Here is a 22,480-nt window from a genome sequence, read left to right as displayed (position 1 = left end):
TACTGTCATTGTAAACAGCGTGGGGCCTTAGTGCCCCACGTTACCCTTATGACGAAGGCATTTCCAGAACCTCTCCCCCCTCCTGCGCCAGACGCGCTAAATAGCGCGCGGCATCCAGAATCTGATAAGGGAAGTATAATCCGGGTGCTACCGGCGACTGTCCATCCAGCCCGATCAGCCGCTCCAGGAGCAAGGCGATCCCCATTCCTGTTAGCGGGGCCGCGCCGCCCGGATGTACTACCGCATGTCGGGTGCGCAGCGCCTGTCCAGCATGATCGAGTCCAGAAATAGCCAGAACGATCTCCGTCGATAATGTCCCGCCTTTACGTCGGCTTGAGCTGACGCCCTGACCCAGGTCGAACTGAACGCTATGCGCGCCGGTAGCGGCGGCCAGCCCCGTCACGTCGATTGAGGAAAAGCCGGTGGCATGAATTTCAGTACCGTCGAGCGCGGAGAAAACCGCTTTGGCGTCGTCGCCCTCACGCCATAGCCAGAGACCATCCCGCAGCGTGAGCGCCTCCGGCAGCAGATGATTGAGATGTTCAAAATCAGCGGCCACCGCCGGACCGCCGGTATCTTCTTCATCAACCAGCGCGCCAATACGAATTTCATCTACCTGGCTGAACGATTTCGCCAGATGAAGCGCAGGAACCGTGGTGGCGCCTACCAGCCACTCATAGCCAAGCACAACCGCTGAGGCATCCGGTGCATTCATAAAGCTGGCGATTTCCGGGGCGATCTCAAATATTCCCGAAGAGATACTCAGATGCGGTATGCCGCGCGACTGGGCGAAGCGGAGTCCGGCGAGGGCATGATCCTTATAGAGAACGACCACAGCGCTGACTTTTTGCTCGCCAAGCCCCAGGTCAGCAGACGCCGTATCGAGTGCGACACCTTGCGCAAGTCCCATCTCTGCCGCTGCATTCTGTGCTTTGGTAAGGTCGCGGCCACCGACCAGCAGGGGAACATCGGGATAGATAGCGTGTATCGCCCGAGCGGCCTGGCGACCAATTGAACCGGAACCGCCCATTAATAGAATCGGATCTAATGACATAAGCGTGTCTCCTCGTTTAGATGATGAACGACTAAGGGGTAGGTATTCGGGCTATAACCTTAATTTCAAAATCAAATCCTGCGAGCCAGGTAACGCCCACTGCTGTCCAGTTTGGATAGGGGGGATGCGAGAAAATAGTCTCTTTCACCTGCATGATCGTTGGAAACTGATTCTGCGGATCGGTATGGAAAGTGGTGACATCGATCAAATCGTCAAAGGTGCAGCCCGCGGCCGCCAGCGTCGCTTTCAGGTTATCAAACGCCAGCTGCACCTGAGCGGCAAAGTCAGGCTCCGGCGTGCCGTCGGCGCGGCTACCCACCTGGCCGGAAACAAACAGTAAATCGCCGGAACGTATCGCAGCCGAATAACCGTGCTCTTCATAGAGAGCATGTCGGCTGGCAGGGAAGATCGGTTCGCGTTGAATCATAGGGTTTCCTTTACTTTATTGATTGTGAAAAACATAAAGCGCGGCACGGATAGATGATTTAATATACGCGGCGTATGTAAAATTAATCACACATACGCAGTGTATGTCAAATGAATATGGAGAACGTATGGTTGTCAGACGTCGCGCCGAAACTATGGAGGAAAACCGTGCAAAATTGCTTACGGCAGCACGAAAAGCATTTGCTGAAAAAGGGTTTGCCGCTGCATCAATGGATGAATTAACGGCCAGCGTTGGGCTTACGCGTGGCGCGCTCTATCACAATTTTGGTGATAAGAAGGGGTTACTTGCCGCTGTGGTAGCCCAGATAGATGGTGAGATGGCACAGCGTGCTAAGGCTGATGCTTCCCATACACGTGATGACTGGGAAAGGCTGCTGGCTGAAGGTGTCGCCTATATCAAGATGGCTCTGGATCCCGAGGTACGACGCATCGTGCTGCTTGATGGCCCGGCGTTTCTTGGCGATCCTGCCCAGTGGCCTGGGCAGATTAGCTGCCTGGAAGCCACTCGCGATACCGTTAAAAAAATGCTCGACCGCGGCATTCTCAAAGCAGTTGATGCAGATGCCGCAGCACATATGTTAAACAGTGCTGCGATGAACGCGGCGATATGGATAGCGGCCAGCAACGAGCCGGAGAAAGCGCTGCCAAAAATCATTGCGGTGTTTACGCAACTGGCTAGCGGCTTACGTAATGACTCTCTAAATAGAGAATCCTACTAAACGCATACATGATGGCTAGAAAGCGCGTTGTTGACGTAGCGCGGGGTGTCATGAAAAATAGGGCTTCAGCTAATGAAGCCCTATTTTTTTAATTACGTAGCGGATAAAAAGAACACGTATTCTTCTTATATTTTTGCCATTACCTTTCTAAATATCACATCACAGCGCACCTAACTTTACAATAAACGGGCATTGATACATTCTTATAAGTCATCTCGCTCGCAGGCTGCTGATATTATAAAGAAACATTAAAAATCAGTATATTATAAATGCTAATGGTTGTGCTGAAATTTCAGCAACAGAGAGTAGTCGCAGCAAATAAAATAACCCATAAGGCTTATCTGAAGGAGTAAGCTATGAGTAGTCCAACTTTTGCCACCGGTACGCCGGTAGTCAGCGTCACCGATAATCGGGGTGTAATGATACGCTCCCTAAACTGGAATCGTAAACTGGCAAGCGCTCCGCTTTATTTGCTGGTTGATCACCATCATATTAGCGATGACAGCCGGGTACTACAGAGTCGTGACCCGCGCCTGTTTGCCACCTGGTTGACCGACAATACGGCTGCGGCGAACCTGCGCAGCATTACCTCGCTGGCAGGTGAGGTACTGAGGCGGGAGAGCACCGACAGCGGCTGGCAGGTGGCTTTGTTTGATGCGGCGAGGTACAGGTGAGCTGGCGTAATGAGTATTGAGTATCAACGTCATAGAGAATACAGACTGACAAGAAGCGTCAGCGTTCCCAATCTTCAGGCCGTAGAGTCAGAACAAGAACATGGCGAAGGCGCAGAATTTATTGGCTATCACGGTACAAATGAAGCTTCCGCAAGAAACATCATCGAACATGGGTTGGATATTGACAAAATTCCCCACGGACAAATTGGGCAAGGTTTCTATATTGCGAAAGACAAAGCGCTTGCCGCAGGCTCTGCAGACCCCAGGGGCCTTGGCCGAGCGGCAGCGCCCCCGTCTTTCTTTGCAAAAGTCACGAATAGCATCTGGAGCATGTTTGGTTCACCTTCCCTGCAACCCGTGCCACAACTCCCTGATGAAAAAAAACCAGTAGTGCTGAAGCTCTATAGCAACCAACCGTTACAACACGCCCAATGGAATGGCATGGCCGGTTCAGATCTAGACATACTCACAGCATTTGAGGGCGAGGAGAGAATTGCTATGGGAGAAAAAAATATTAAACTTACCCAAAATAACCTTCAAATGGTTATTCCTGCAGAAGAGTTCCCTAAATTATCCATCGCCAGAGACGACGGAGTGGAAGAAACAGGGAAATGGCGTCAGCCTAAGGAAAGCCACGCACCTGAAGCAAATGCTATAAGTTCCCGGTATCAGGCAGTAAGTACGATGCAGCCCTCAGGCCCAGATGCTTCAATTAATCCTGAGATGGTAAATCTCAATAGTGTGATCAGAAAAAGATTTCAGCAAAACCGCAATAGCTATACGAGCAGTAGCGCTATGTAAGCAGTAAAAAAATGCCTGTCCGAGACGCCTGTCAGTCATTCTGTGTAACTGTCATCCTACTAAAGGTGATCGCTCAGGCGATCACCGAACCCTCTCCACCTTCCTGCCCCAGACGCGCAACCCTGGACAGAGGCGTGGCCCGGTGCCGAACCTGATTATGACCTGGTTAACAAACTTCTCAACAAGTCTCCTGTAATCCAGCAGAACCTGCAATGAACCCACCATAATTGGTAGGGATAAACACATCCAGGAGACAATCATGAACGAGTTACCTAAGAACAATATCGACGAGTTCAAAACGCACTTCCATGGGAAAGTGATCCTTCCTGATGAGGCAGGCTATGACGAGGTGCGCCAGATCTGGAACGCCATGATCGACCGCAGGCCCGCCCTCATTGCCCGCTGCATGTCGGCTGAAGATGTCGTCCAGGCTATCGAATTTGGCCGCACGCAGGATCTTCTTATATCAATCCGCGGGGGTGGGCATAACATTGCCGGTAATGCCGTGTGCGACGACGGTCTGATGATCGATCTCTCGCTGATGAAAGAAGTGTTAATAGACCTGAATACCCACCGGGCCAGCGTCGAGCCAGGCTGCACGCTCAACGATTTTGATGAGGCAGCTCAGGTCCATGGTCTTGCCACGCCGCTGGGCATCAATTCGACCACAGGGGTAGCTGGCCTGACCCTCGGCGGCGGGTTCGGCTGGCTAAGTCGAAAATATGGAATGACCATTGATAACCTGCTCTCCGCCGAGGTCGTTACGGCAGATGGCCGTCAGCTGCATGCCAGCGAATCAGAAAACGCCGATCTCTTTTGGGGACTGCGGGGTGGCGGTGGCAACTTTGGGGTGGTGACGCGCTTCGAGTTTCAGCTCCATCCCGTCGGGCCGAACGTGTTGAGTGGGCTTATTGTCTTTCCGTTTGCTGAGGCAAAACAGGTCATCTCGCAGTTCGCCAGATTCACCGAGACGATGCCAGATGAACTCAACGTCTGGATGGTCACCCGCAAGGCGCCTCCGCTTCCTTTCCTGCCCGAAGATGTTCACGGGAAGGAGATGGTGGCGCTGGCGCTGTGCTATGTGGGCGATCCTGATGAAGGAGAGAGGCTTATCGAGCCGCTGCGTGGCTTCGGCACGGTGCTCGGCGAACACATCGGCGTGCAGCCCTATGTCGCCTGGCAGCAGGCCTTCGATCCGCTGCTGGTCAAAGGGGCGCGCAACTACTGGAAGTCGCACAACTTCTCGCAGCTCAACGATGGCGTTATCGATGCCATTATTGAATACGCGGCCAAACTGCCGTCGCCTCAGTGTGAGATATTCATTGGAACGATTGGCGGCCAGACGGCCAGCGTAGCCCCCGACGCGATGGCCTACTCAAACCGGGACGCCAACTACGTCATGAATGTGCATGGCCGTTGGGAAACCGCTGCCGAGGATGAGCGCTGCATCGCCTGGGCGAGAGAATTTTTCGCTAAATCACAACCCTTTGCCAGCAACGGGGCATACATTAATTTCCTCACCCATGATGAGACCGACCGCATCGCCTTCGCGTACGGTGCGACCTGGGATCGACTTGTCGAGCTGAAGAATAAGTATGACTCAACCAATCTCTTCCGCATGAATCAGAACATCAGGCCGGTATAGAATCAACACTCACCAGTGTGGCCTCAAACGCCACCCCAGGCATCATCTGCGTAAGGCCGTCGGTAAGCATCTTGCCGGCGGCGTATAGCTCATCGAGGGGCATCTCCGGCAGGCTCTCCAGAATAAACCACATCTCTTTATCGGCTGCGCTCAGGCGGGTGCGAACGCCCTGACGCCAGTTCCAGCGGCGACAGGTTACGCCAATATCGTCACGCCAGATAACCTCTCCCGGCTCGGGCGACTCGACGGTGGGCTGCCCCTCTTTCATGGCATCGAACGCTTCTGTTCCCTCGGCAATGACCAATCGCGGTAAGCCGCTGTACGCAGCGAAATTTTCTCCGCCCACCGGTACGGCATAGCGCAGGCTGACCGCGTTATAGAGATCAACGACCGGATCCAGCGCTGCCATCGTGCCGTCCCGCAGCACCCGCTTGCGCAGTGCTTCGGCAGAGCAGGGGGTACGCCTGGGCTTAGCACCAAACGCTTTGAACACGTCACCCCAGGCGTTCAGGTGGTTTTCGGCCCATGCTGGCTGACCGTCAAGCACGGCCTGACAGGCCTCTTTCAGCGCCAGCTCTCCAACCTGTAGATCACACAGCGGAGCGGCTTTGACATAGATACTCAGCGCACGAAACCCTGGAGCGATACGTGCCAGCTCCGGGCTAATTGACGGTAACATAGAAGACATCGCATAATCCTGTAATGACTGTTTTATTCTATGATATCGACCGATGACCAAAAAAGTCAATATAACGACCGCGAGTGGTGCCGACGTTAGCGCCATCAACGAAGCGGTTTCCCAGCGCATCAAGCTCTATCGCAGCCAAAAGAAACTGTCGCTGGATGAACTTTCCCGCCGCTCCGGCGTCAGCAAGGGGATGCTGGTGGATATCGAAGGCTGTAGGGCTAATCCCAGCATTGCATTGCTGTGCAAAATCGCTGCTGCAATGAACGTCTCCGTAGCTGACGTCGTGAACGTTGCCAGCGAACCGACGGTTCATCTTATCGACCGGGATGAGATCCCCGTGCTGTGGCAGGGCGAAAAAGGCGGAAGTGCGAAATTGATGGCCGGTACCAGCGGGCCGGATATGCTGGAGCTTTGGCAGTGGGTAATGTATCCCGGCGAAGCGTTTGCCTCATCCGGTCATCCGGCTGACACCTGTGAACTGCTGTTTGTTAACCGGGGCCAGCTAACGCTACGGGTCGATGGGCGTGATTACCTCATTAAGGAGGGCTGCTCGGCGGTGGCCAGAACCGATACGCCCCATGCCTATATGAATGACACCCACGACGCGCTTGAATTTACCATGACGGTGTATGAAAAAAGCCGCTGATAGTGGCCTGGAGAACCTGATGAGCGAGCAATGTGTAGAATATATTCGAGGTGATTTTTGCGTTACCACGGATAAGCGTCGGTTGGATATTTCTGCAATCCAAAATTATCTTACTCAATCCTCATGGGCACCGGGTATTGACGTTGCAACCGTCAAATTATCTATAGAGCATAGCCTCTGCTTTGGTCTATTTGACGGCGAGCGGCAGATTGGTTTCGCCCGACTGGTAACGGACTACGCCACATTCGGCTATCTTTGCGATGTGTATGTATTATTAGATTATCAAAGCCAGGGGCTGGGGCGCTGGTTAGTGGAGTGCTGCCAGGCACATCCGTTGATGTCTAGATTGAGACGCATCATGTTAGTGACCGATAGCGCGCCGTGGTTATATGAGAAGCTGGGTTACCAGCCTCTCAACCGTACGAATTTTGTTTGGCAGATTAATCGCCCGGATATTTACCTGTAGAGCCTATTCCAGTCCCAGTGCATTAATAACAGCGGCGATTTCCGCGGTATGCTCTGCTGAAAGCGGCAGCAGCGGGCGCGGAAGGCAATCGCCGCTGGTCAAACCCAGCACGCCTGCTGCGGCGGCGATAACGCGTATGCTGCCGCCATGCTTACGAAATAGCTGCCACAGCGGGGCAAGACGCTCGGTCAGCTGGGTGACCTGCTGGCGATCGCCGCGTGCAGCGGCCTCGGTAATCTCTTTTGCCACACGAGGGAAAAGCCCCCCACATACCGAATACCACGCCTCACAGCCAGCATTCAGCCCAACCCCCGCAAACGCATCACCGCTAATACCAAGGGTTGTTTTTGCCGGCAGTCGCTCTCTGATCTGCGCGACCCGGGCCGCAGCCTTCTCAGGCTCCTCAGGCAGGCCAGGGATCTTGATAGAACTCACTCCAGGCAGCTCCGCTATACGCGCATACAGCGCGTCGGAAAACGCAAAGTGCGTAGTGCCGGGATTATCGTACACACATACAGGCAGGGAGGTGTGGCGCGTAACGGTGTCAAACAGCGCAAATACTTCATCTTCCCGCAGTTGCTGGTACGAGAGGGCTGGCAGCAGCAGGGCGCTGACACCTGCCATTTGCGCATCATCGATCAGATGCAGTACCTGTTCCGTACCGACAGCGCCGACACAGACCATCACAGGAATATTATTGGCGTGCTTTACGGCCAGGGTGGCAATGTGTTTTCTCTGCTCCCGGGTCAGGTAGGCATAGCTTCCGGTAGAGCCTAACACGCCGATAGAGTCGGCTTCGGCTGCGACGATCCGTTGCACAATTTTGCTAAATCCCTTTTCATCGAAACCTGACGCTGTAATGGGCGTGAGGGGAAACGCGCTAAGTCCGCTGAACATGACACACTCCAGTCAATTGAAGAATAAAAAGAGAACGGGTATTCGCCGGCATGGTGGCAAATTATTACACCGTATAGATTCGGATATCGTGCCCGCGAAAGGCATCGGCATAGGCTTTGCTGATATTCTCCTCGACGACCATGATGTCGATCTCACTACAGGCAGCGACCACGTAGCGGGCCACGGCGGGGATCTTATTGGCCGTAAGCGCGACGATGGTCTCGTTGCACTGGGCAATCACTGCCTTCTTAAATTCACAGTCGGCATAGTCAAATCCCGTCAGGCCCGACTCCGGGGCCATCGCACAGCCGCCGATAAATCCCTGATCAAAAAGCATCCCCTGTATCTGGGAGATGGCTGGCATGCCTACGCAGCCGCCTGAGGCGCGCTGAACCTGGCCGCCCAGGATAATCACCTCATACAGCGGCTTTTTCAGCAGCGCCGCTGCAATCTCCGGCGAGTTGGTCACTACGGTAAGCGCCAGCTCAGCGGGGAGCGCCTCCGCCATCGCCAGATTGGTGGTTCCCGTGTCGATAAAAATGCAGCTACCGGACTCGCTATGCGGGCTGGGCTTTACCTGTTTTGCCGTGGCGATGACCGCCGGACGCCTCTGCGGCGACGCTATTATTGCTCGCTTTGGTCAACTGCGGGTAGTGGTTTGCGGTGCCCGCAGTCACCACGCTGGGCTATATCGGCGTGTTGGCTGGTCCGGCGATGATCGGCTTTATTGCCCATCATAGCTCGCTACCTCATGCCTTTGTGTTTGTGGCCGCGCTGATGATCGTTGTGCTGCTGCTTAGCGTTGCGCTCAACAAAAACATAAAGCTAAGAGAAGAGGTTTAAGATAAACAGGAACGGGCTTTATCTATGAGTTTGGCTCATAAGTCCGTCCCTGTTTTTGCCCCTAATCGTCGCTGATACCCTTCGTTATACTCCCTGCATTCATCACGTTGAGCGAAAGTGGAGTCACCATGAAAGAGACATTTGACGGTAATAGCGTTTTCCCCCGTGGGGAAAAGAACGAGACCTATGCTCAGTATTTTACCGGGACCAGTTACCTCACCATGCTCTCCACCGAGGGGGTAAACATGGGTAACGTGGCGTTTGAGCCGGGCTGCCGAAATAATTGGCATATTCACCACAAAGGGGGACAGATCCTGCTGGTGACCGGCGGTAGAGGTTGGTATCAGGCATGGGACCAGCCTGCTCGCGAACTCAAGACCGGCGACGTTGTGCATATTCCGGCAGGCGTAAAGCACTGGCACGGCGCAGCGCACGACAGCTGGTTCGCGCACATTGCCGTCGAGATCCCTGCCGAGGGAGCATCTAACGAGTGGCTGGAGCCGGTTAGCGACGAGGCGTATAGCCAGCTCCCCTAAAAAAAGCCGTTTATTAAGCTCTCATAAACGATCAGGCCGCAAACACGCTGTTGCGGCCTCTGTTTTTTGCCTGATATAACGCCTCATCGACGCGCTGGAACAGCGAGTCCAGGCTCTCCCCGGCCAGATACTGTGCGACGCCGACGCTGACGGTAAGCGGAGGGATATCAGGTATCGCCATCTTTTCAACCTCGGCACGAAGATCCTCTGCAGCCTTCAGCGCTGCCGCCAGGGCGGTGTCAGGAAGCAGCAACAGAAACTCCCCACCATCCCAGCGAAAAACAACGCTGCGCTCCCATGTATTCAACGCCTGGGCAAGATGAATTAGCACCTCGTCCCCTTTTTTATGCCCGTAGCGCTGATTGATATCTCTGAAGCGATCGATATTTACCAGCAGGAGGCTGACATTGTTGGCTACGGGAAGCTGCCTCTCAAGCTGCTGTACCGCCTCGCGGCGGTTGAATAACCGGGTTAAGGGATCCCGACGCTCGGCACTCTCCAGCGCCTGCTCAAGATCTCTCTGCTCACTCATATCATGGACGACACACAGTATCAGCCGTTCGCCATAAATTTCGACGGGACCGACCGCGACCTGTACGTCACGAGTCGATCCATCGGCAAGACGGTGGGTAAAAGAGAGAGGTTTGTGTGTTCCGGGCAGGTGAGCAATTTCCGCGACGATCGGCAGTATATTACGACCGAGCGTATTAATCTGCCATATGTGCATAGTACAGAGCGTTTCATAGTTGTAGCCATAAAAGCGTAGCGCCGCGAGATTGGCATCAACAATCTGTCCCTCTCGGGCAGGATCGACCAGGACGATAGGGGCAGACGTAGTGTAAAAGAACCGGGCATAAAACCCATTTTTTCGTGGTCGGTAGGCGGCTGAGCGGCTCGCCTTTAAGCCAGTGTTACCGCGCGGCGTCAGCCCTTCAAATACGATAACCTCGCCCCAATCTTCAAGTTCAACCGCAGAGAGCTTACAGCTTAGCGTACGTGCTCCGTCGTCAGAGGGAAGAGACCAGACCTCAATAATATCCTCCTGGTTTTTCAGGCTGGTGGCGTAGGCGGTGAGGCTTTGATGTGCTACGGCAGAATACTCGCCGCTGCGCATGGACGCCAGAGTAGTGCCTTTCGATACGGACTGCGCCTGCTGGTTAGCAAAGATTAACTCTTCACTTTCCGGCGCAACAATCCATATCGGGGTCGCTAACATATTCAGAGAATCAAAATGACATGCCACTGTATGCTTCCTGTTTTTATTTTTTGCTGTGTGTATGACTCAACGTAAGTATTCCTGCTTACCATTTTGCCGATAAATGAAATATTAAAAAGTCATTTTTTCAACACGTTGTCGGCTTGCTTCTGAGGTGTGCTAATTTTCGCCACCCGTAAGCGTTTATATATTCACCTTTTAAATCATTTAAGCGGTGCTTAAATCTATTTCAGTTAAGTGCATTCTCCTTATTATTAAGAAATCTTAAGCTTTCTTTGTATGATATATTTTGCTGTAAAGTGGTGCTTATTTGCTCTATTTTTGCATGTTATTGCTGCCATTGAATGCTATAGCAGATGAATATGCTAACATCTTGCAAATTAACATCACTTAACGGTAAACATGTTATGAATTAAAAATTGAGATGAAAAAGCCATTTCCGAATGTTATAAAACTGATATCTTTTACTGATGTACAACAGGGTTGTTTTATGTTCCGAAATACAAGCGTGCGCACATTCATAATGCTTTTCTTGCTCGCTTCATTTGGGCTAATGAATATATTAGTGATCGTTCTCACGAAAAATAGCACCCTGCCGCTGCTAACGAGTATGATATCTGCGCTAACCCTGCTTTTTATGTGGCTTTACATGACCGCCTATTTGGTTTCACCCATCAATACGGTTAAAAAAAGCATTGATGAGGTAACGGCCGGGAACGTCTCTGTCACTATTCCAGAGTTTGGTAATAACTGTGCGGGACGTTTGATCCCTGGCATTAACAACCTCGCCAGCAGTATTGCTACTCTGGTGCGTGAAATTCGCGCCTCATCCCAGTCCGCTTTAGATCTCTCTCACCAGCTCTCTGCTCGCAGCGCCGAACTGTCGGTAAAAACAGAGGAGCAGTCTGCGGCACTTATCCAGACGGCGTCGAGCATGGAGCAGATGGCCGCCAGCACCAAAAATAATGCTAACAACACCCAGCTTGCCAGCCAACAGGCGATTGAAGCGACTCGCTGCGCACGTCAGGGCGGGGAGCTAATGACGCAGGTAGCCTCGAACATGCAGTCTATTACCGACTGTGCACGCCAGATGACGGAGATTATCTCCCTGATCGATGGCATTGCCTTTCAGACAAATATTCTGGCGCTGAATGCAGCGGTAGAAGCGGCAAGGGCAGGTGAGCATGGAAAAGGGTTCTCGGTCGTTGCCGGTGAGGTCCGCCATCTTGCCCACCGTAGCGCTGAGGCGGCAAAAAGCATTAAATCCCTCATCGACGTTACCGCGCAAAATGTCACCCAAGGGGCAACCGTCGTTGGCGAGGCGGAAAAGAATATGCTCGATATCGTCTCTGGCTCTGGATTATTGAGCAAGCTGATGGATGAGATCGCCGTCGCCACGTTGCAGCAGGAGAAGGGCATCGCGCAGATTACCCAGGCGCTCTCCGAACTGGAACGTGTTACCCAGAGTAACGCCACGATGGTAGATGAGCTGGCTGGCTCCTCTGACGTACTTAAACGCCAGGTGACTGACCTGCAAAGCAGAACCCGTAACTACCGCTTAGCGGACTCTACGGCGGCTGGCTCTTCACGCATTCCCCTGCAAATTCAGTACGATGGCTAATTTTCAGATTACTTACTTTCACCATCCGGCTAGACTGTCACTATTAGCATGCTGAATGTGGAGGAGCCGTGGAGGCGATTAAGGGATCGGACGTTAACGTGCCGGATGCGGTTTTTGCCTGGCTGCTGGATGGCAAAGGTGGCGTTAAGCCGTTGGGCAATGATGACGTTATTGACGGCGCACACCCGTGCTGGCTACATCTAAACTATACCCAGCCGGAGAGCGCCCAGTGGCTGGCATCCACGCCGCTACTGCCTAATAACGTACGCGATGCGCTGGCGGGAGAGAGTCTGCGCCCGCGCGTTACCCGTATGGGCGAAGGGACGCTAATCACGCTGCGCTGCATTAACGGCAGTACCGATGAACGTCCCGATCAGCTTGTCGCCATGCGGGTCTATATGGACGAGCGCCTCATTGTCTCTACCCGCCAGCGTAAAGTGCTGGCGCTGGACGACGTGGTCAGAGATCTGGAGGAGGGGACCGGGCCTGCTGACTGCGGCGGCTGGCTGGTAGACGTCTGTGACGCCCTCACCGATCACGCCAGCGAGTTTATTGAGCAGCTGCATGATAAAATCATCGATCTGGAAGATAACCTGCTCGATCAGCAGATCCCGCCGCGCGGTTTTCTGGCTCTGCTGCGTAAGCAGCTTATCGTCATGCGTCGTTATATGGCGCCTCAACGCGATGTCTATGCCCGGTTGGCCAGCGAGCGCTTTCCGTGGATGAATGACGATCAACGTCGGCGGATGCAGGATATCGCCGACAGGCTGGGCCGCGGGCTTGATGAAATCGATGCCTGTATTGCTCGCACGGCGGTCATGACCGATGAGATCACTCAGGTGATGCAGGAGTCGCTGGCGCGCAGGACCTATACCATGTCGTTAATGGCCATGGTTTTTTTACCCAGTACCTTTTTGACCGGCCTGTTTGGCGTAAACCTGGGCGGGATCCCCGGCGGCGAGTGGCATATGGGCTTCCCGCTATTTTGCCTGATGCTGGTAGTGCTCATCGGCGGCGTAACCTGGTGGCTGCACCGCAGTAAATGGCTGTAAAATTTCACATTTTTAACAAAAGTTGAACATAAAAACGCCGTTTTACTTGCGCGAAATCAATAAACAGACCGCACGCTTAAGGCAATATCTCTCTCGCAGGTGAATGCAACGTCAAGCGATGGGCGTTGCGCTCCATATTGTCTTACTTCCTTTTTTGAATTACTGCATAGCACAATTGATTCGTACGACGCCGACTTCAAATAGTCGGCTTTTTTTTGCCTCTTGTTCATCAGCTTCTACCCTTAAAGGGAGCGATGCCATCACCAGGAGGTAAAACATGTCCAGCCTTACCTTATTGAATCCCACTGACTCTCTGCCCGCCGATCCGGTGCCAACCGATCCGGTCCCGGTTCCGGAACCCATTCCCCGGCCACAGCCGCTGCCCGACCCGCCGCCTAATGAGGAACCGATTAAAATGTCGCGTTAAAGAGGCAGATCTGAGAGGATACGCGCCTGCTGACGTAGCCTTTTACCGCGAGAAAATATTGTGACCGCTTTTTCAACACTGAATACCCTGCCCACAGCCCAGCTCGATAACCTTAATGAGCTGGGTTATCACACCATGACGCCTGTACAGGCTGCGGCGCTGCCCGCGATCCTGGCGGGTCAGGATGTGCGCGTGCAGGCAAAAACCGGCAGCGGTAAAACGGCGGCGTTTGGCCTCGGCCTGCTGCAGCACATCGATGCCAGCCGCTTTCAGACTCAATCTCTGATCCTCTGTCCGACCCGCGAGCTGGCGGATCAGGTTGCCAACGAGCTTCGTCGGCTGGCGCGCTATATGCCAAATATTAAAATTCTGACGCTCTGCGGCGGCCAGCCTTTTGGCGCGCAACGCGACTCGTTACAGCATGCCCCGCATATTATTGTCGCCACGCCGGGCCGTCTGCTCGATCACCTGCAGAAGGGCACCGTTAACCTCGACGCTCTGCAAACCCTGGTGATGGATGAAGCCGACCGAATGCTGGACATGGGCTTCAGCGACGCCATTGATGAGGTGATCCGCTTTGCGCCAGCGTCGCGCCAGACGTTGCTCTTCTCCGCAACCTGGCCTGAGGCTATCGCGGCGATCAGCGGCCGCGTTCAGCGCTCGCCACAAACCATTGAGATCGACACCGTAGATGCGCTGCCCGCCGTCGAACAGCAGTTCTTTGAGGTCTCCCGTCAGGGCAAAATTAGCCTGCTGCAGAAGCTGCTCAGCCAGCATCTGCCTGCCTCCTGCGTGGTCTTCTGCAATACCAAAAAAGATTGCCAGGAGGTATGTGACGCGCTGAACGACGCCGGTCAGGAGGCATTGGCCCTGCATGGTGATCTGGAGCAACGCGATCGCGACCGGACCCTGGTGCGTTTTGCCAACGGCAGCGCTCGCGTGCTGGTCGCCACCGACGTGGCCGCCCGAGGCCTGGATATCAAATCCCTTGAGCTGGTGGTGAACTACGAGCTGGCATGGGATCCGGAAGTGCATGTACACCGCATCGGCCGTACCGCTCGCGCCGGTAACAGCGGGCTGGCGATCAGCTTCTGTGCACCGGAAGAGGCACAGCGCGCCAATATCCTCGCTGAAATGCTGCAACTGAAGCTGAACTGGCTCAGCGCGCCCGCCAACGTCAAGGTAGTACCGCTGGAGGCGGAGATGGCGACCCTGGTGATTGACGGCGGTAAAAAAGCCAAAATGCGTCCGGGCGACGTGCTGGGTGCAATGACCGGTGATATGGGATTAAACGGGGCGGATATCGGCAAAATTACCGTTCATCCGGCGCATGTCTATGTGGCGGTGCGGCAGAGCGTGGCTCGCCAGGCGTGGAAGCAGTTACAGAGCGGTAAGATCAAAGGCAAGAGCTGCCGGGTGATGCTGCTAAAGTAGAGCAGGGCAGCAAGGAAGCTCTCCGACGATAAACCGCCGGAGAGCAATCAGGTTATTTGACTTCCAGCACGTTGAGGCGCAGGGCATCCAGAGGCGTCTCGTCCTCTTCCGGCTGCCAGCCCGCAGGCTGCATAGGAATGGATTCACGGTCAAACGCCAGATCGCCACCGTCCACCACTTCGGAACCGTGAGTAATACCCTTAAAGTCAAACAGCGAGATATCGCTCAGGTGCGACGGCACCACGTTCTGCATGGCGCTAAACATGGTTTCGATGCGGCCCGGGTAGCGCTTATCCCAGTCGCGCAGCATGTCGGCGATCACCTGACGCTGGAGGTTCGGCTGAGAGCCGCACAGGTTGCAAGGGATAATCGGATAGCCTTTGGCCTGGGCAAAACGTTCGATGTCCTTCTCCCGGCAGTAGGCCAGAGGACGGATAACGATATGCTTGCCGTCATCGCTCATCAGCTTCGGCGGCATCCCTTTCATTTTGCCGCCGTAGAACATATTCAGGAACAGGGTTTGCAGAATATCGTCGCGATGGTGGCCGAGGGCTATTTTAGTTGCGCCCAGCTCTGTAGCGGTGCGGTAGAGAATGCCGCGGCGCAGGCGTGAGCACAGCGAGCAGGTGGTTTTCCCCTCTGGGATCTTCTCTTTAACGATGCCGTAGGTATTCTCCTCGACAATCTTATACTCGACGCCCAGCTGTTCCAGGTAGGCAGGCAGAATATGCTCCGGGAAGCCCGGCTGCTTCTGATCGAGGTTTACCGCCACCAGCGAGAAGTTAACCGGCGCGCTCTGCTGCAGGTTGCGCAGGATCTCCAGCATGGTGTAGCTGTCCTTACCGCCGGAGAGGCACACCATAATGCGATCGCCTTCCTCAATCATATTGAAGTCGGCAATGGCTTCGCCCACGTTACGGCGCAGGCGCTTCTGCAATTTGTTTAAGTTGTACTGCTCTTTCTTGTTAACTTCTTGTTGCTCTTGCATGGTGTACTGTCTCGGTTGACCGGGTCGTCATTCATTCTATGTCGCGTATGGTACGGATTACGGCGACGAATGCCAGCACGTTTTAACGTAACAGCACCTTACCAATCAGATAGGTTACTGCCTGCCCACCGATATGAACCCGGTCGCCCACTAGCTTGCAGCGCAGGTCTCCTCCACGCTCTGAACTTTGGTGTGCCAGCATCTCTGTCTTATTAAGTTTTTCCGCCCAGTAAGGAATGAGCATGCTATGCGCAGAGCCGGTGACAGGATCTTCTGCGACGGCTTCGCCCGGGCAGAAGAAGCGGCTGACAAAATCGTACTCTCCTTCGCCAGGTGCTGTTATACAGACCATTTTGCCGAGAGGGAGCATGGCGTTGATGTCAGGCCGCACGGCTTCAACCTGACGTTGATTCTCCAGGACAACGAGGTAATCACGCGCCACGCGGACCTCTTTGCACTCCGTAATGCCCAACGTCTCCAGCAGTAAAGGCAGCGGCATAACCGGCTCTGTTTGCCAGGCAGGAAAATCAAGCGTCAGCCATTCGCCACTGCGCGTTACCGTCAGTGGGCCAACAAACCGGGTAGCAAAATGGATAGTCGTGTCCGGGTAGCCGAGATGTTCAAAAATGACGTGGGCTGCGGCGAGGGTAGCATGACCACATAGATTAATTTCATCCTGAGTGGTAAACCAGCGCAGCTCAAAGCCAGTATCAGTGGCGACAAAGAAGGCTGTTTCTGACTGGTTATGCTGCTTAGCCATCTTCAATAATGTTTCATCGGGCAACCATTCCGTGAGCGGACAAACTGCGGCGGCGTTACCGGTAAAGGTGCTGGTAGCAAAGGCGTCTACCATGTAAAAATTAATTTCTTGCATCAAAAAAATCTCTCTTTGATATTAGGTTGAATCACACTATCACATCCCTCTGCCACCCGCAGCGTCAATTTTTATATGCAAGTGCGAAAGCTACCTCACATTTGCTCTAAATAAAAAACTCGGCTGGCTCTTAATTAATAATAATGGATGCGCTGTTTTAATAAGCAACATAAAAAGGCGATAAATATAAAATTTAATTTATAGTTTAGGATATGAGAGGTTAGTATATGAGTATGCCAACTAGCGGAATCGTAAGTCTGAAAGCCGATTATAATGCCGTAGGTGATGGGAGCGCAGATGACTCTCAGAGCGTCAGGAACTTTTTTGAATATCTTGCTGATAATGGCGGGACCGGCATCATAGAGCCGGGGACCTATCTGACCAGTGCTTATACCAGGAATGGACGTGCCCGTCCGTTTACCGTTATAGGCGGAGGCCCTAACGTATCGATTCTGAAAAATAAATCAGCAGGCAATTTCTTGACATGGATAAATTGCAGCAATATCCATATAAAAAGTGTGAGGCTTGATTGCTCTTACACGCTATACCCACCTACAGGCAACAATTATAAGCATGGATTTAAATTTTCATCCTGTCACAACTGCTCTGTTGAGGACTCGTCTGTTTATGACTTCGTAGGTACGGGTTTTATGGCTATGCAAGAGAGCGCGTCCTCATCACGACCTGATAACATAATATTTAAAAATTGCGTTGCTCAGGCCTCCAAGGCTTTTATTGACTGGGCAGCGGCCAGCACAACAGAATTAAAAAGGAAAAAAGAATGTGTTGGTATGTTGCTTGTTGACTGTGATTATAGTGCAATACAAGATTGCACTGCTATAGATATGTCTCTATACGGGATTGAACTTAAGAACAACGCGAAATGGAATAAAGTACTGCACAATAAAGCTATCACCTGTGTCTATGGCTTTGGTATGGGACAGCAAACAACGGGGGATATTGGTTGTGAACATAATATTGTTGAGGGATTTCAGGCCAAAGGGTGTTTTATGGGCGGAATTTTAGGTAAGGCTAAGTATAATCTTATGTCTGACTTTAGAGTTGATTTTACCGGCATGAACACAAATAATGTGCGAAATGCGTTTCGATTTCAGTTGAACTCGCGCTTCAACTCGCTGGATAATATCTTAATAAGCGGCATGCCTGCAGGAAAAATCGCTATTCTGTATGAGACTGGGTCTAACAATAACATCAGTGCAATATCTTTTTGTGAAAAAAATTCAGGAAACAGCGATATTCTGGTGGCTTCATATAATCACACGGCTCCAACTGCTACTGAAACCTATACTGATACGGTAAATAATTATACCCTGCTGTATCGGTCTAATACGCCAAGAAATAAACTAAAGGTGGCAGGTGATGCAGTGAGCAGTAATAAGAGTCGGTATCTTTGGGATAACAGCAATATTGTAGCGAGTGATGTGTCTGGTTAATTCCCAGTAGTGGCTTTTTTCGATAAATTTCACTTTGGCCGGAGAGGTTATATATTATATCGCCTTTCCGGCATAAGCCACTTAGATAACAATTCGTAGCTTGTACAGTGGCTTACCCCCGCAAATTCTGCGCGTAAAATTTCAATGCCCTGGCATAACGCTGAACGGCCGGCGTAGGAGGGTGGTTTGATATCAGCTCAAGCATCACCGTCATCGCGCGATCGTGTTCACCGAGGTTATGCAGGCACAGGGCATAAAAAGGTATCGCTTCACTGGCATCAGGGTAGTCTCTGATAATCTCTTCGAACCCTTGCTTAGCTATTTCGTACTTCCCCAGACAGCGCCAGGTACAGGCGAGGCCGAGCAGTGCTTCAAACTTATTATCGCCCACCAGCCCTTCGTTCAGCGCAGCCTGATAATACTCAGCGGCGCGCTCTTCCAGCCCCTCATTGTCGTATGACCAGGCGATATTAAGCAGCGCTTCCGCTTTTAGCGCCGGGAACTCGGTAAGCTCCCGAAGAAGTATCCGGCTTTTTTCGTATTCACCTGCGACACGGAGGGCGATTGCTCTTAGTATTCTGGGATCCATAGCCATTAACCTTTTCGGTCCAACAAGTTGATTAATAGCTCAATATACATCTTATGAGAGTAAGCGCTTTGCTTTTCTGAGTATGAGATTTATGGAGGGATCGGTGCCGGGTGGCAACAACCACCCGGCAGGGGACTACGCTGTCACTAAGTCTTCCTCAAGCTGCTCAAGATAACGATCGTAACGTTGCAGGAACAACGCCTTGCAATCATTATCCATATTGCCTGTGATTGCCTCCGTGCAGAGATGTCGTCCTTGCGAACGCATCTGAGCAAAGCTGAAGGCAAGAAAATCTAAATCCCCAGAAGACACTACATACTTATCACTCACTAACTGCATGACTTCCTCCTCTATTGTTGATAAAGCAAAAAGGAAATATGCATATTTAGCTTAAGTATGGATCAAAAATTGCGGGCGGAAGAGATATCAAAAACGATTGCTGTAACCTATCAATGCGTGCGGGAGAGCGCGTTGGCGCTCCCCCCTGTATGCACTGCTTACAGCGATTGCAGGAAAGCCAGCAGGTCGTTGTTCAACTGATCCTGGTGGGTGACGGCGAAGCCGTGCGGGGCGTTATCGTAGACTTTCAGCTCTGCGCCGCGAATAGTTTCCGCTGCAACTTTACCGGTTGTTTCGAACGGCACCACCTGGTCATTGCTGCCGTGGATCACCAGCGTAGGCACATCCACTTTCGCCACGTCCGGGCGGAAATCGGTCTCGGCAAAAGCGGTCACGCAGTCGATGGTGCCTTTCAGCGAGGCGAGCAGGGCAATATTCAGCGTCTGCGTCAGCACGCCTTCAGAAACATTCTGACCGGCGTTAGTGCCGTAGAACGGAGTCGAGAAGTCGCTGATAAACTGGGCGCGATCCTTACGCAGTCCGTCACGAATGCCTTCAAATACGCTCTGATCGACACCCTGCGGATAGTCGGCCGCTTTGCCAAAAATTGGCGTGACCGCGCCCAGCAGCACCAGCGCTTTCACGCGTTCGTTGCCGTAACGGCCAATATAGCGCGTCACGTCCCCGCCGCCCATCGAGAAACCGACCAGCGTAACGTCACGCAGATCGAGAGTGGTGATAAGGTCGTTGATGTCAGAGGCAAAGGTGTCGTAGTTATAGCCTTCCCACGGCTGATCTGAACGACCAAAGCCGCGGCGATCGAAGGCAATGACGCGATAGCCACGCTCGGCCAGGAAGTTCAGCTGGCTGTCCCACATGTCGGCATCCAGCGGCCAGCCGTGGCTGAAGAGTACCGGCTTGCCTGAACCCCAGTCTTTGTAATAAATCTGCGTGCCATCCTGCGTCTTGATTGTGCTCATATCAGATCCTCAATAGTAATAACGGGTTATGGGTTGTGCTGTTTAGGTGATGGGTGCTATTAGGTAGCGAGCCTTGGGGAGTTCACTACCCCGATGAAAAGCATGCACTCTGCTTTGAATCAGCAGATCGTTCACCGTGTGGCGCTCCTGCTGACGCAAATGCTCAATCCAGGTTCCAATAACAAACGTCTCAAGAAAAATGCCTGGCCGCTGAATATCTTCATACACCGACCAGCTTAGCGCCCCGCCGCGCTGGCGGACCCTGCGCATCTCCTGAATGCTGACGACAAAGTCATACACGTCGTCGGCCTCTATCTGATACTCATAAATCACCATAATCGGGCCGCGCTCGTGCGAAACATCCAGCGTCCGGGCGAGGTTGTCGACTTCACGCAGATCCAGATTGAGATCGGGATTCTCATCCAGCCGCCAGCGGAAAACGGTCAGGCTGGCCAGCACCATGCCTACCGTTGCCACGCTGAGCGAGACCGGGATGGTGAAATGCGACGCCAGCTGACCCCAGATGGCGCTGCCGAGGGTCATTGAGCCGAAAAATACCGTGAGATAGACCGCCAGCGCTCGCGCCTTGACCCATTTTGCCGCGCTGCGCTGCGCACCCATGTTGAGGGTGGAGAGCACCGCAATCCACGCAAAGCCAGTGATGAACAGAAACGCGTTAAGCAGCCAAAAGTGGCGGATAAAAGCCAGAGCCAGCATGGCGGCGGCATAAAACAGGCTGGTCAGCACCATCAGGCGATCCGGGTTAAGCCGTTTGCGCAAGACCGGCAGCACAACTGCGCCAAAAATCGCCCCGATGCCAATACAGGCCAGCATAATGCCGTAGCCACCGGGACCAAGTCCCAGCTCACGGCGCGCCACCAGCGGCAGTAAAGCCCAGGCGGCGCTGCCGAAAAGAAAAAATGCCACGGTGCGCACCAGCACGTTGCGCAGTACCGGCGCGGCGTGCACGTAACGTAGCCCTGCACGGACGGCCGGGAAGAAGTGCTCCGGCGGCAGGCGCTGAATAGTAGGCTCCGCTTTCCAGCGGTAGAGCACCCACGCGACGCCCAACACCGACAGCGCATTCAGTAAAAACACCACCCACGGACCGGCAAACGACAGCACCAGCCCGCCCAGCGCCGGGCCAATCGCGCGGCTGATATTGATGCCGAGCGAGTTCAGAGCGATAGCCGGTGCCAGCTCACTTTTCTCTACCAGGTCCGGCACGATGGCCTGAAAAGGCGGCGAACTCATCGCCGCGCCCGCGCTGAGCAAAAAGGCCGCGACAAGCAGCACCGTCGGGGTTACGTAACCGGCGAAGGAGAGCAGAGTCAGGCCCGCCGCCGCGATAAAGACCCATACCTGGGAAAAGAGCAGGTATTTACGCCGATCGACGATATCCGCCATCACCCCTGAGGGCAGGGCGAAGAGAAACATCGGCAGGCTGCTCGCCGCCTGCACCAGCGCCACGGAGAGCGGATCTGCGCTGAGCGTCAGCATGGTCCAGTTCACGCCGACATCGTTCATCCATGAGCCGATGTTGGAGACCACCGTCGCGATCCACAGCATGCGGAACACGCGGTTGCGCAGCGGCTGCCAGGATGATGCCCCGGTTGGCTGCGCTGCCGCAGAGGCCGCCTGTGCTGTTGCCGCGTGGATCTCATTTACCTGCGCCATAGCGTAACTCCTGTGCTCGGTTCGCGTGCGGCCGCCAGTTACCCGGCCCGGTAATCGCCAGCGTGGTGAACACGATCAGCAGCAGCCAGCCAAACTGGCCTTCCGCGATGCTCCAGCCAGGATGGACCACCAGCATCGCCACCAGCAGCACGCCAATAATCGGCAGGCAGGCCAGCCGTGTACCGACGCCTAAGATGATGAACAGCGGGCAAACCACTTCGGCGAAGATAGCCGGTAAGAGGCTTGCCCACGGGCCTAGTCCAAACGGATCCTCGATCCGCGTCAGCTCTTCACTAAAGTGCATCACCTTCGGCAAACCGTGCACGTAGAGCAGCAGCAGGCTACCGGTGAGGCGCAGGAAGAACAGCCCCGCATCAATACGGGGCGAAAAAGCCGATGCGCTTTTCATGGGC

Annotated in this window: 25 protein-coding genes and 1 pseudogene; 13 read left to right on the top strand and 13 right to left on the bottom strand. The window is 53.6% G+C overall.

Going from position 1 to position 22,480, the window contains the following annotated elements; all coding sequences use genetic code 11:
- Positions 1-46 precede the first annotated feature (46 nt).
- The gene (locus RTN40_RS01415; RefSeq protein WP_312226884.1) at positions 47-1,054 is read right to left on the bottom strand and encodes an NAD(P)-dependent oxidoreductase; all 1,008 of its coding nucleotides are present in this window, start codon (positions 1,052-1,054) and stop codon (positions 47-49) included.
- A 31-nt stretch (positions 1,055-1,085) separates the two neighbouring features.
- A complete protein-coding gene (locus tag RTN40_RS01410; protein ID WP_312226883.1) occupies positions 1,086-1,481 on the bottom strand; it encodes a RidA family protein in 396 nt (131 codons plus the stop codon).
- 127 nt (positions 1,482-1,608) lie between these two features.
- On the opposite strand from RTN40_RS01410, the gene RTN40_RS01405 reads away from it, so the two are divergent.
- The 4 genes from RTN40_RS01405 to RTN40_RS01390 all read left to right on the top strand — a co-directional run bounded on the left by RTN40_RS01405 (position 1,609) and on the right by RTN40_RS01390 (position 5,340).
- Positions 1,609-2,220: a TetR/AcrR family transcriptional regulator gene (locus RTN40_RS01405; RefSeq protein ID WP_312226882.1), complete on the top strand. Its 612-nt coding sequence runs from the start codon at positions 1,609-1,611 to the stop codon at positions 2,218-2,220.
- Between the two features lie 356 nt (positions 2,221-2,576).
- A complete protein-coding gene (locus tag RTN40_RS01400; protein ID WP_312226881.1) occupies positions 2,577-2,894 on the top strand; it encodes a hypothetical protein in 318 nt (105 codons plus the stop codon).
- Positions 2,895-2,903: 9 nt separating this feature from the next.
- Positions 2,904-3,695: a hypothetical protein gene (locus RTN40_RS01395; RefSeq protein WP_312226880.1), complete on the top strand. Its 792-nt coding sequence runs from the start codon at positions 2,904-2,906 to the stop codon at positions 3,693-3,695.
- Between the two features lie 259 nt (positions 3,696-3,954).
- Positions 3,955-5,340, top strand: coding sequence for an FAD-binding oxidoreductase (locus RTN40_RS01390; RefSeq protein ID WP_312226879.1), 1,386 nt, complete (start codon positions 3,955-3,957; stop codon positions 5,338-5,340).
- On the opposite strand, the gene RTN40_RS01385 is transcribed toward RTN40_RS01390, so the two are convergent.
- The gene (locus RTN40_RS01385) at positions 5,327-6,028 is read right to left on the bottom strand and encodes a B3/4 domain-containing protein (RefSeq protein WP_312226878.1); all 702 of its coding nucleotides are present in this window, start codon (positions 6,026-6,028) and stop codon (positions 5,327-5,329) included. The genes RTN40_RS01390 and RTN40_RS01385 overlap by 14 nt on opposite strands.
- 43 nt (positions 6,029-6,071) lie before the next feature.
- On the opposite strand from RTN40_RS01385, the gene RTN40_RS01380 reads away from it, so the two are divergent.
- The gene (locus RTN40_RS01380) at positions 6,072-6,674 is read left to right on the top strand and encodes a helix-turn-helix domain-containing protein (RefSeq protein WP_312226877.1); all 603 of its coding nucleotides are present in this window, start codon (positions 6,072-6,074) and stop codon (positions 6,672-6,674) included.
- 19 nt (positions 6,675-6,693) lie between these two features.
- Entirely contained in the window at positions 6,694-7,140 is a 447-nt protein-coding gene (locus RTN40_RS01375; RefSeq protein WP_312227196.1) for a GNAT family N-acetyltransferase, read from the top strand.
- Between the two features lie 3 nt (positions 7,141-7,143).
- On the opposite strand, the gene RTN40_RS01370 is transcribed toward RTN40_RS01375, so the two are convergent.
- Positions 7,144-8,037 (bottom strand): dihydrodipicolinate synthase family protein, encoded by an 894-nt coding sequence (locus RTN40_RS01370; protein WP_312226876.1) that lies wholly within the window; start codon positions 8,035-8,037, stop codon positions 7,144-7,146.
- 64 nt (positions 8,038-8,101) lie between these two features.
- Positions 8,102-8,623, bottom strand: a pseudogene (locus tag RTN40_RS01365) (DeoR/GlpR family DNA-binding transcription regulator); the annotation flags it as partial.
- Positions 8,624-8,700: 77 nt separating this feature from the next.
- On the opposite strand from RTN40_RS01365, the gene RTN40_RS01360 reads away from it, so the two are divergent.
- Entirely contained in the window at positions 8,701-8,880 is a 180-nt protein-coding gene (locus RTN40_RS01360; RefSeq protein ID WP_312226875.1) for a hypothetical protein, read from the top strand.
- Positions 8,881-9,008: 128 nt separating this feature from the next.
- Complete coding sequence (locus tag RTN40_RS01355) at positions 9,009-9,416, top strand: cupin domain-containing protein (protein ID WP_312226874.1); 408 nt, start codon at positions 9,009-9,011, stop codon at positions 9,414-9,416.
- A 31-nt stretch (positions 9,417-9,447) separates the two neighbouring features.
- Here RTN40_RS01355 and RTN40_RS01350 read toward each other — a convergent pair whose 3' ends face one another.
- Positions 9,448-10,632: a sensor domain-containing diguanylate cyclase gene (locus tag RTN40_RS01350; RefSeq protein WP_312227195.1), complete on the bottom strand. Its 1,185-nt coding sequence runs from the start codon at positions 10,630-10,632 to the stop codon at positions 9,448-9,450.
- Positions 10,633-11,242: 610 nt separating this feature from the next.
- Here RTN40_RS01350 and RTN40_RS01345 point away from each other — a divergent pair.
- The 4 genes from RTN40_RS01345 to dbpA all read left to right on the top strand — a co-directional run bounded on the left by RTN40_RS01345 (position 11,243) and on the right by dbpA (position 15,166).
- The gene (locus RTN40_RS01345) at positions 11,243-12,253 is read left to right on the top strand and encodes a methyl-accepting chemotaxis protein (RefSeq protein WP_409418502.1); all 1,011 of its coding nucleotides are present in this window, start codon (positions 11,243-11,245) and stop codon (positions 12,251-12,253) included.
- A gap of 68 nt (positions 12,254-12,321) precedes the next feature.
- Entirely contained in the window at positions 12,322-13,305 is a 984-nt protein-coding gene (zntB, locus tag RTN40_RS01340) for a zinc transporter ZntB (RefSeq protein ID WP_312226872.1), read from the top strand.
- 277 nt (positions 13,306-13,582) lie between these two features.
- The gene (locus tag RTN40_RS01335) at positions 13,583-13,732 is read left to right on the top strand and encodes a hypothetical protein (RefSeq protein WP_186370524.1); all 150 of its coding nucleotides are present in this window, start codon (positions 13,583-13,585) and stop codon (positions 13,730-13,732) included.
- A gap of 60 nt (positions 13,733-13,792) precedes the next feature.
- Positions 13,793-15,166 carry an ATP-dependent RNA helicase DbpA gene (gene dbpA / locus RTN40_RS01330; RefSeq protein WP_312226871.1) on the top strand — a complete coding sequence of 458 codons (1,374 nt, stop codon included), beginning with the start codon at positions 13,793-13,795 and terminating at the stop codon, positions 15,164-15,166.
- Between the two features lie 52 nt (positions 15,167-15,218).
- On the opposite strand, the gene ttcA is transcribed toward dbpA, so the two are convergent.
- A complete protein-coding gene (gene ttcA, locus RTN40_RS01325; protein ID WP_312226870.1) occupies positions 15,219-16,154 on the bottom strand; it encodes a tRNA 2-thiocytidine(32) synthetase TtcA in 936 nt (311 codons plus the stop codon).
- Positions 16,155-16,236: 82 nt separating this feature from the next.
- The gene (locus RTN40_RS01320; RefSeq protein WP_312226869.1) at positions 16,237-17,028 is read right to left on the bottom strand and encodes a PhzF family phenazine biosynthesis protein; all 792 of its coding nucleotides are present in this window, start codon (positions 17,026-17,028) and stop codon (positions 16,237-16,239) included.
- Between the two features lie 227 nt (positions 17,029-17,255).
- Between RTN40_RS01320 and RTN40_RS01315 the strand changes: the two genes are divergently transcribed.
- Positions 17,256-18,482, top strand: a complete 1,227-nt coding sequence (locus tag RTN40_RS01315; protein ID WP_312226868.1) for a right-handed parallel beta-helix repeat-containing protein — start codon at positions 17,256-17,258, stop codon at positions 18,480-18,482.
- A 112-nt stretch (positions 18,483-18,594) separates the two neighbouring features.
- On the opposite strand, the gene RTN40_RS01310 is transcribed toward RTN40_RS01315, so the two are convergent.
- The 5 genes from RTN40_RS01310 to RTN40_RS01290 all read right to left on the bottom strand — a co-directional run bounded on the left by RTN40_RS01310 (position 18,595) and on the right by RTN40_RS01290 (position 22,476).
- Positions 18,595-19,071 carry a tetratricopeptide repeat protein gene (locus RTN40_RS01310; protein ID WP_312226867.1) on the bottom strand — a complete coding sequence of 159 codons (477 nt, stop codon included), beginning with the start codon at positions 19,069-19,071 and terminating at the stop codon, positions 18,595-18,597.
- Between the two features lie 135 nt (positions 19,072-19,206).
- A complete protein-coding gene (locus RTN40_RS01305) occupies positions 19,207-19,410 on the bottom strand; it encodes a hypothetical protein (protein WP_312226866.1) in 204 nt (67 codons plus the stop codon).
- Between the two features lie 158 nt (positions 19,411-19,568).
- On the bottom strand, positions 19,569-20,390 hold the full coding sequence (locus RTN40_RS01300; protein WP_312226865.1) for an alpha/beta hydrolase: 822 nt from the start codon (positions 20,388-20,390) through the stop codon (positions 19,569-19,571).
- A 42-nt stretch (positions 20,391-20,432) separates the two neighbouring features.
- Positions 20,433-22,067: an MFS transporter gene (locus RTN40_RS01295; RefSeq protein WP_312226864.1), complete on the bottom strand. Its 1,635-nt coding sequence runs from the start codon at positions 22,065-22,067 to the stop codon at positions 20,433-20,435.
- Positions 22,051-22,476, bottom strand: coding sequence for a DoxX family protein (locus RTN40_RS01290; protein WP_312226863.1), 426 nt, complete (start codon positions 22,474-22,476; stop codon positions 22,051-22,053). Before RTN40_RS01290 ends, RTN40_RS01295 begins: the two co-directional genes overlap by 17 nt.
- Positions 22,477-22,480 lie beyond the last annotated feature (4 nt).

The sequence above is a fragment of the Pseudescherichia sp. genome (assembly GCF_031987975.1).
Taxonomy (GTDB): Bacteria; Pseudomonadota; Gammaproteobacteria; order Enterobacterales; family Enterobacteriaceae; genus Pseudescherichia.
This window is presented reverse-complemented; position numbering and strand designations above follow the sequence as displayed.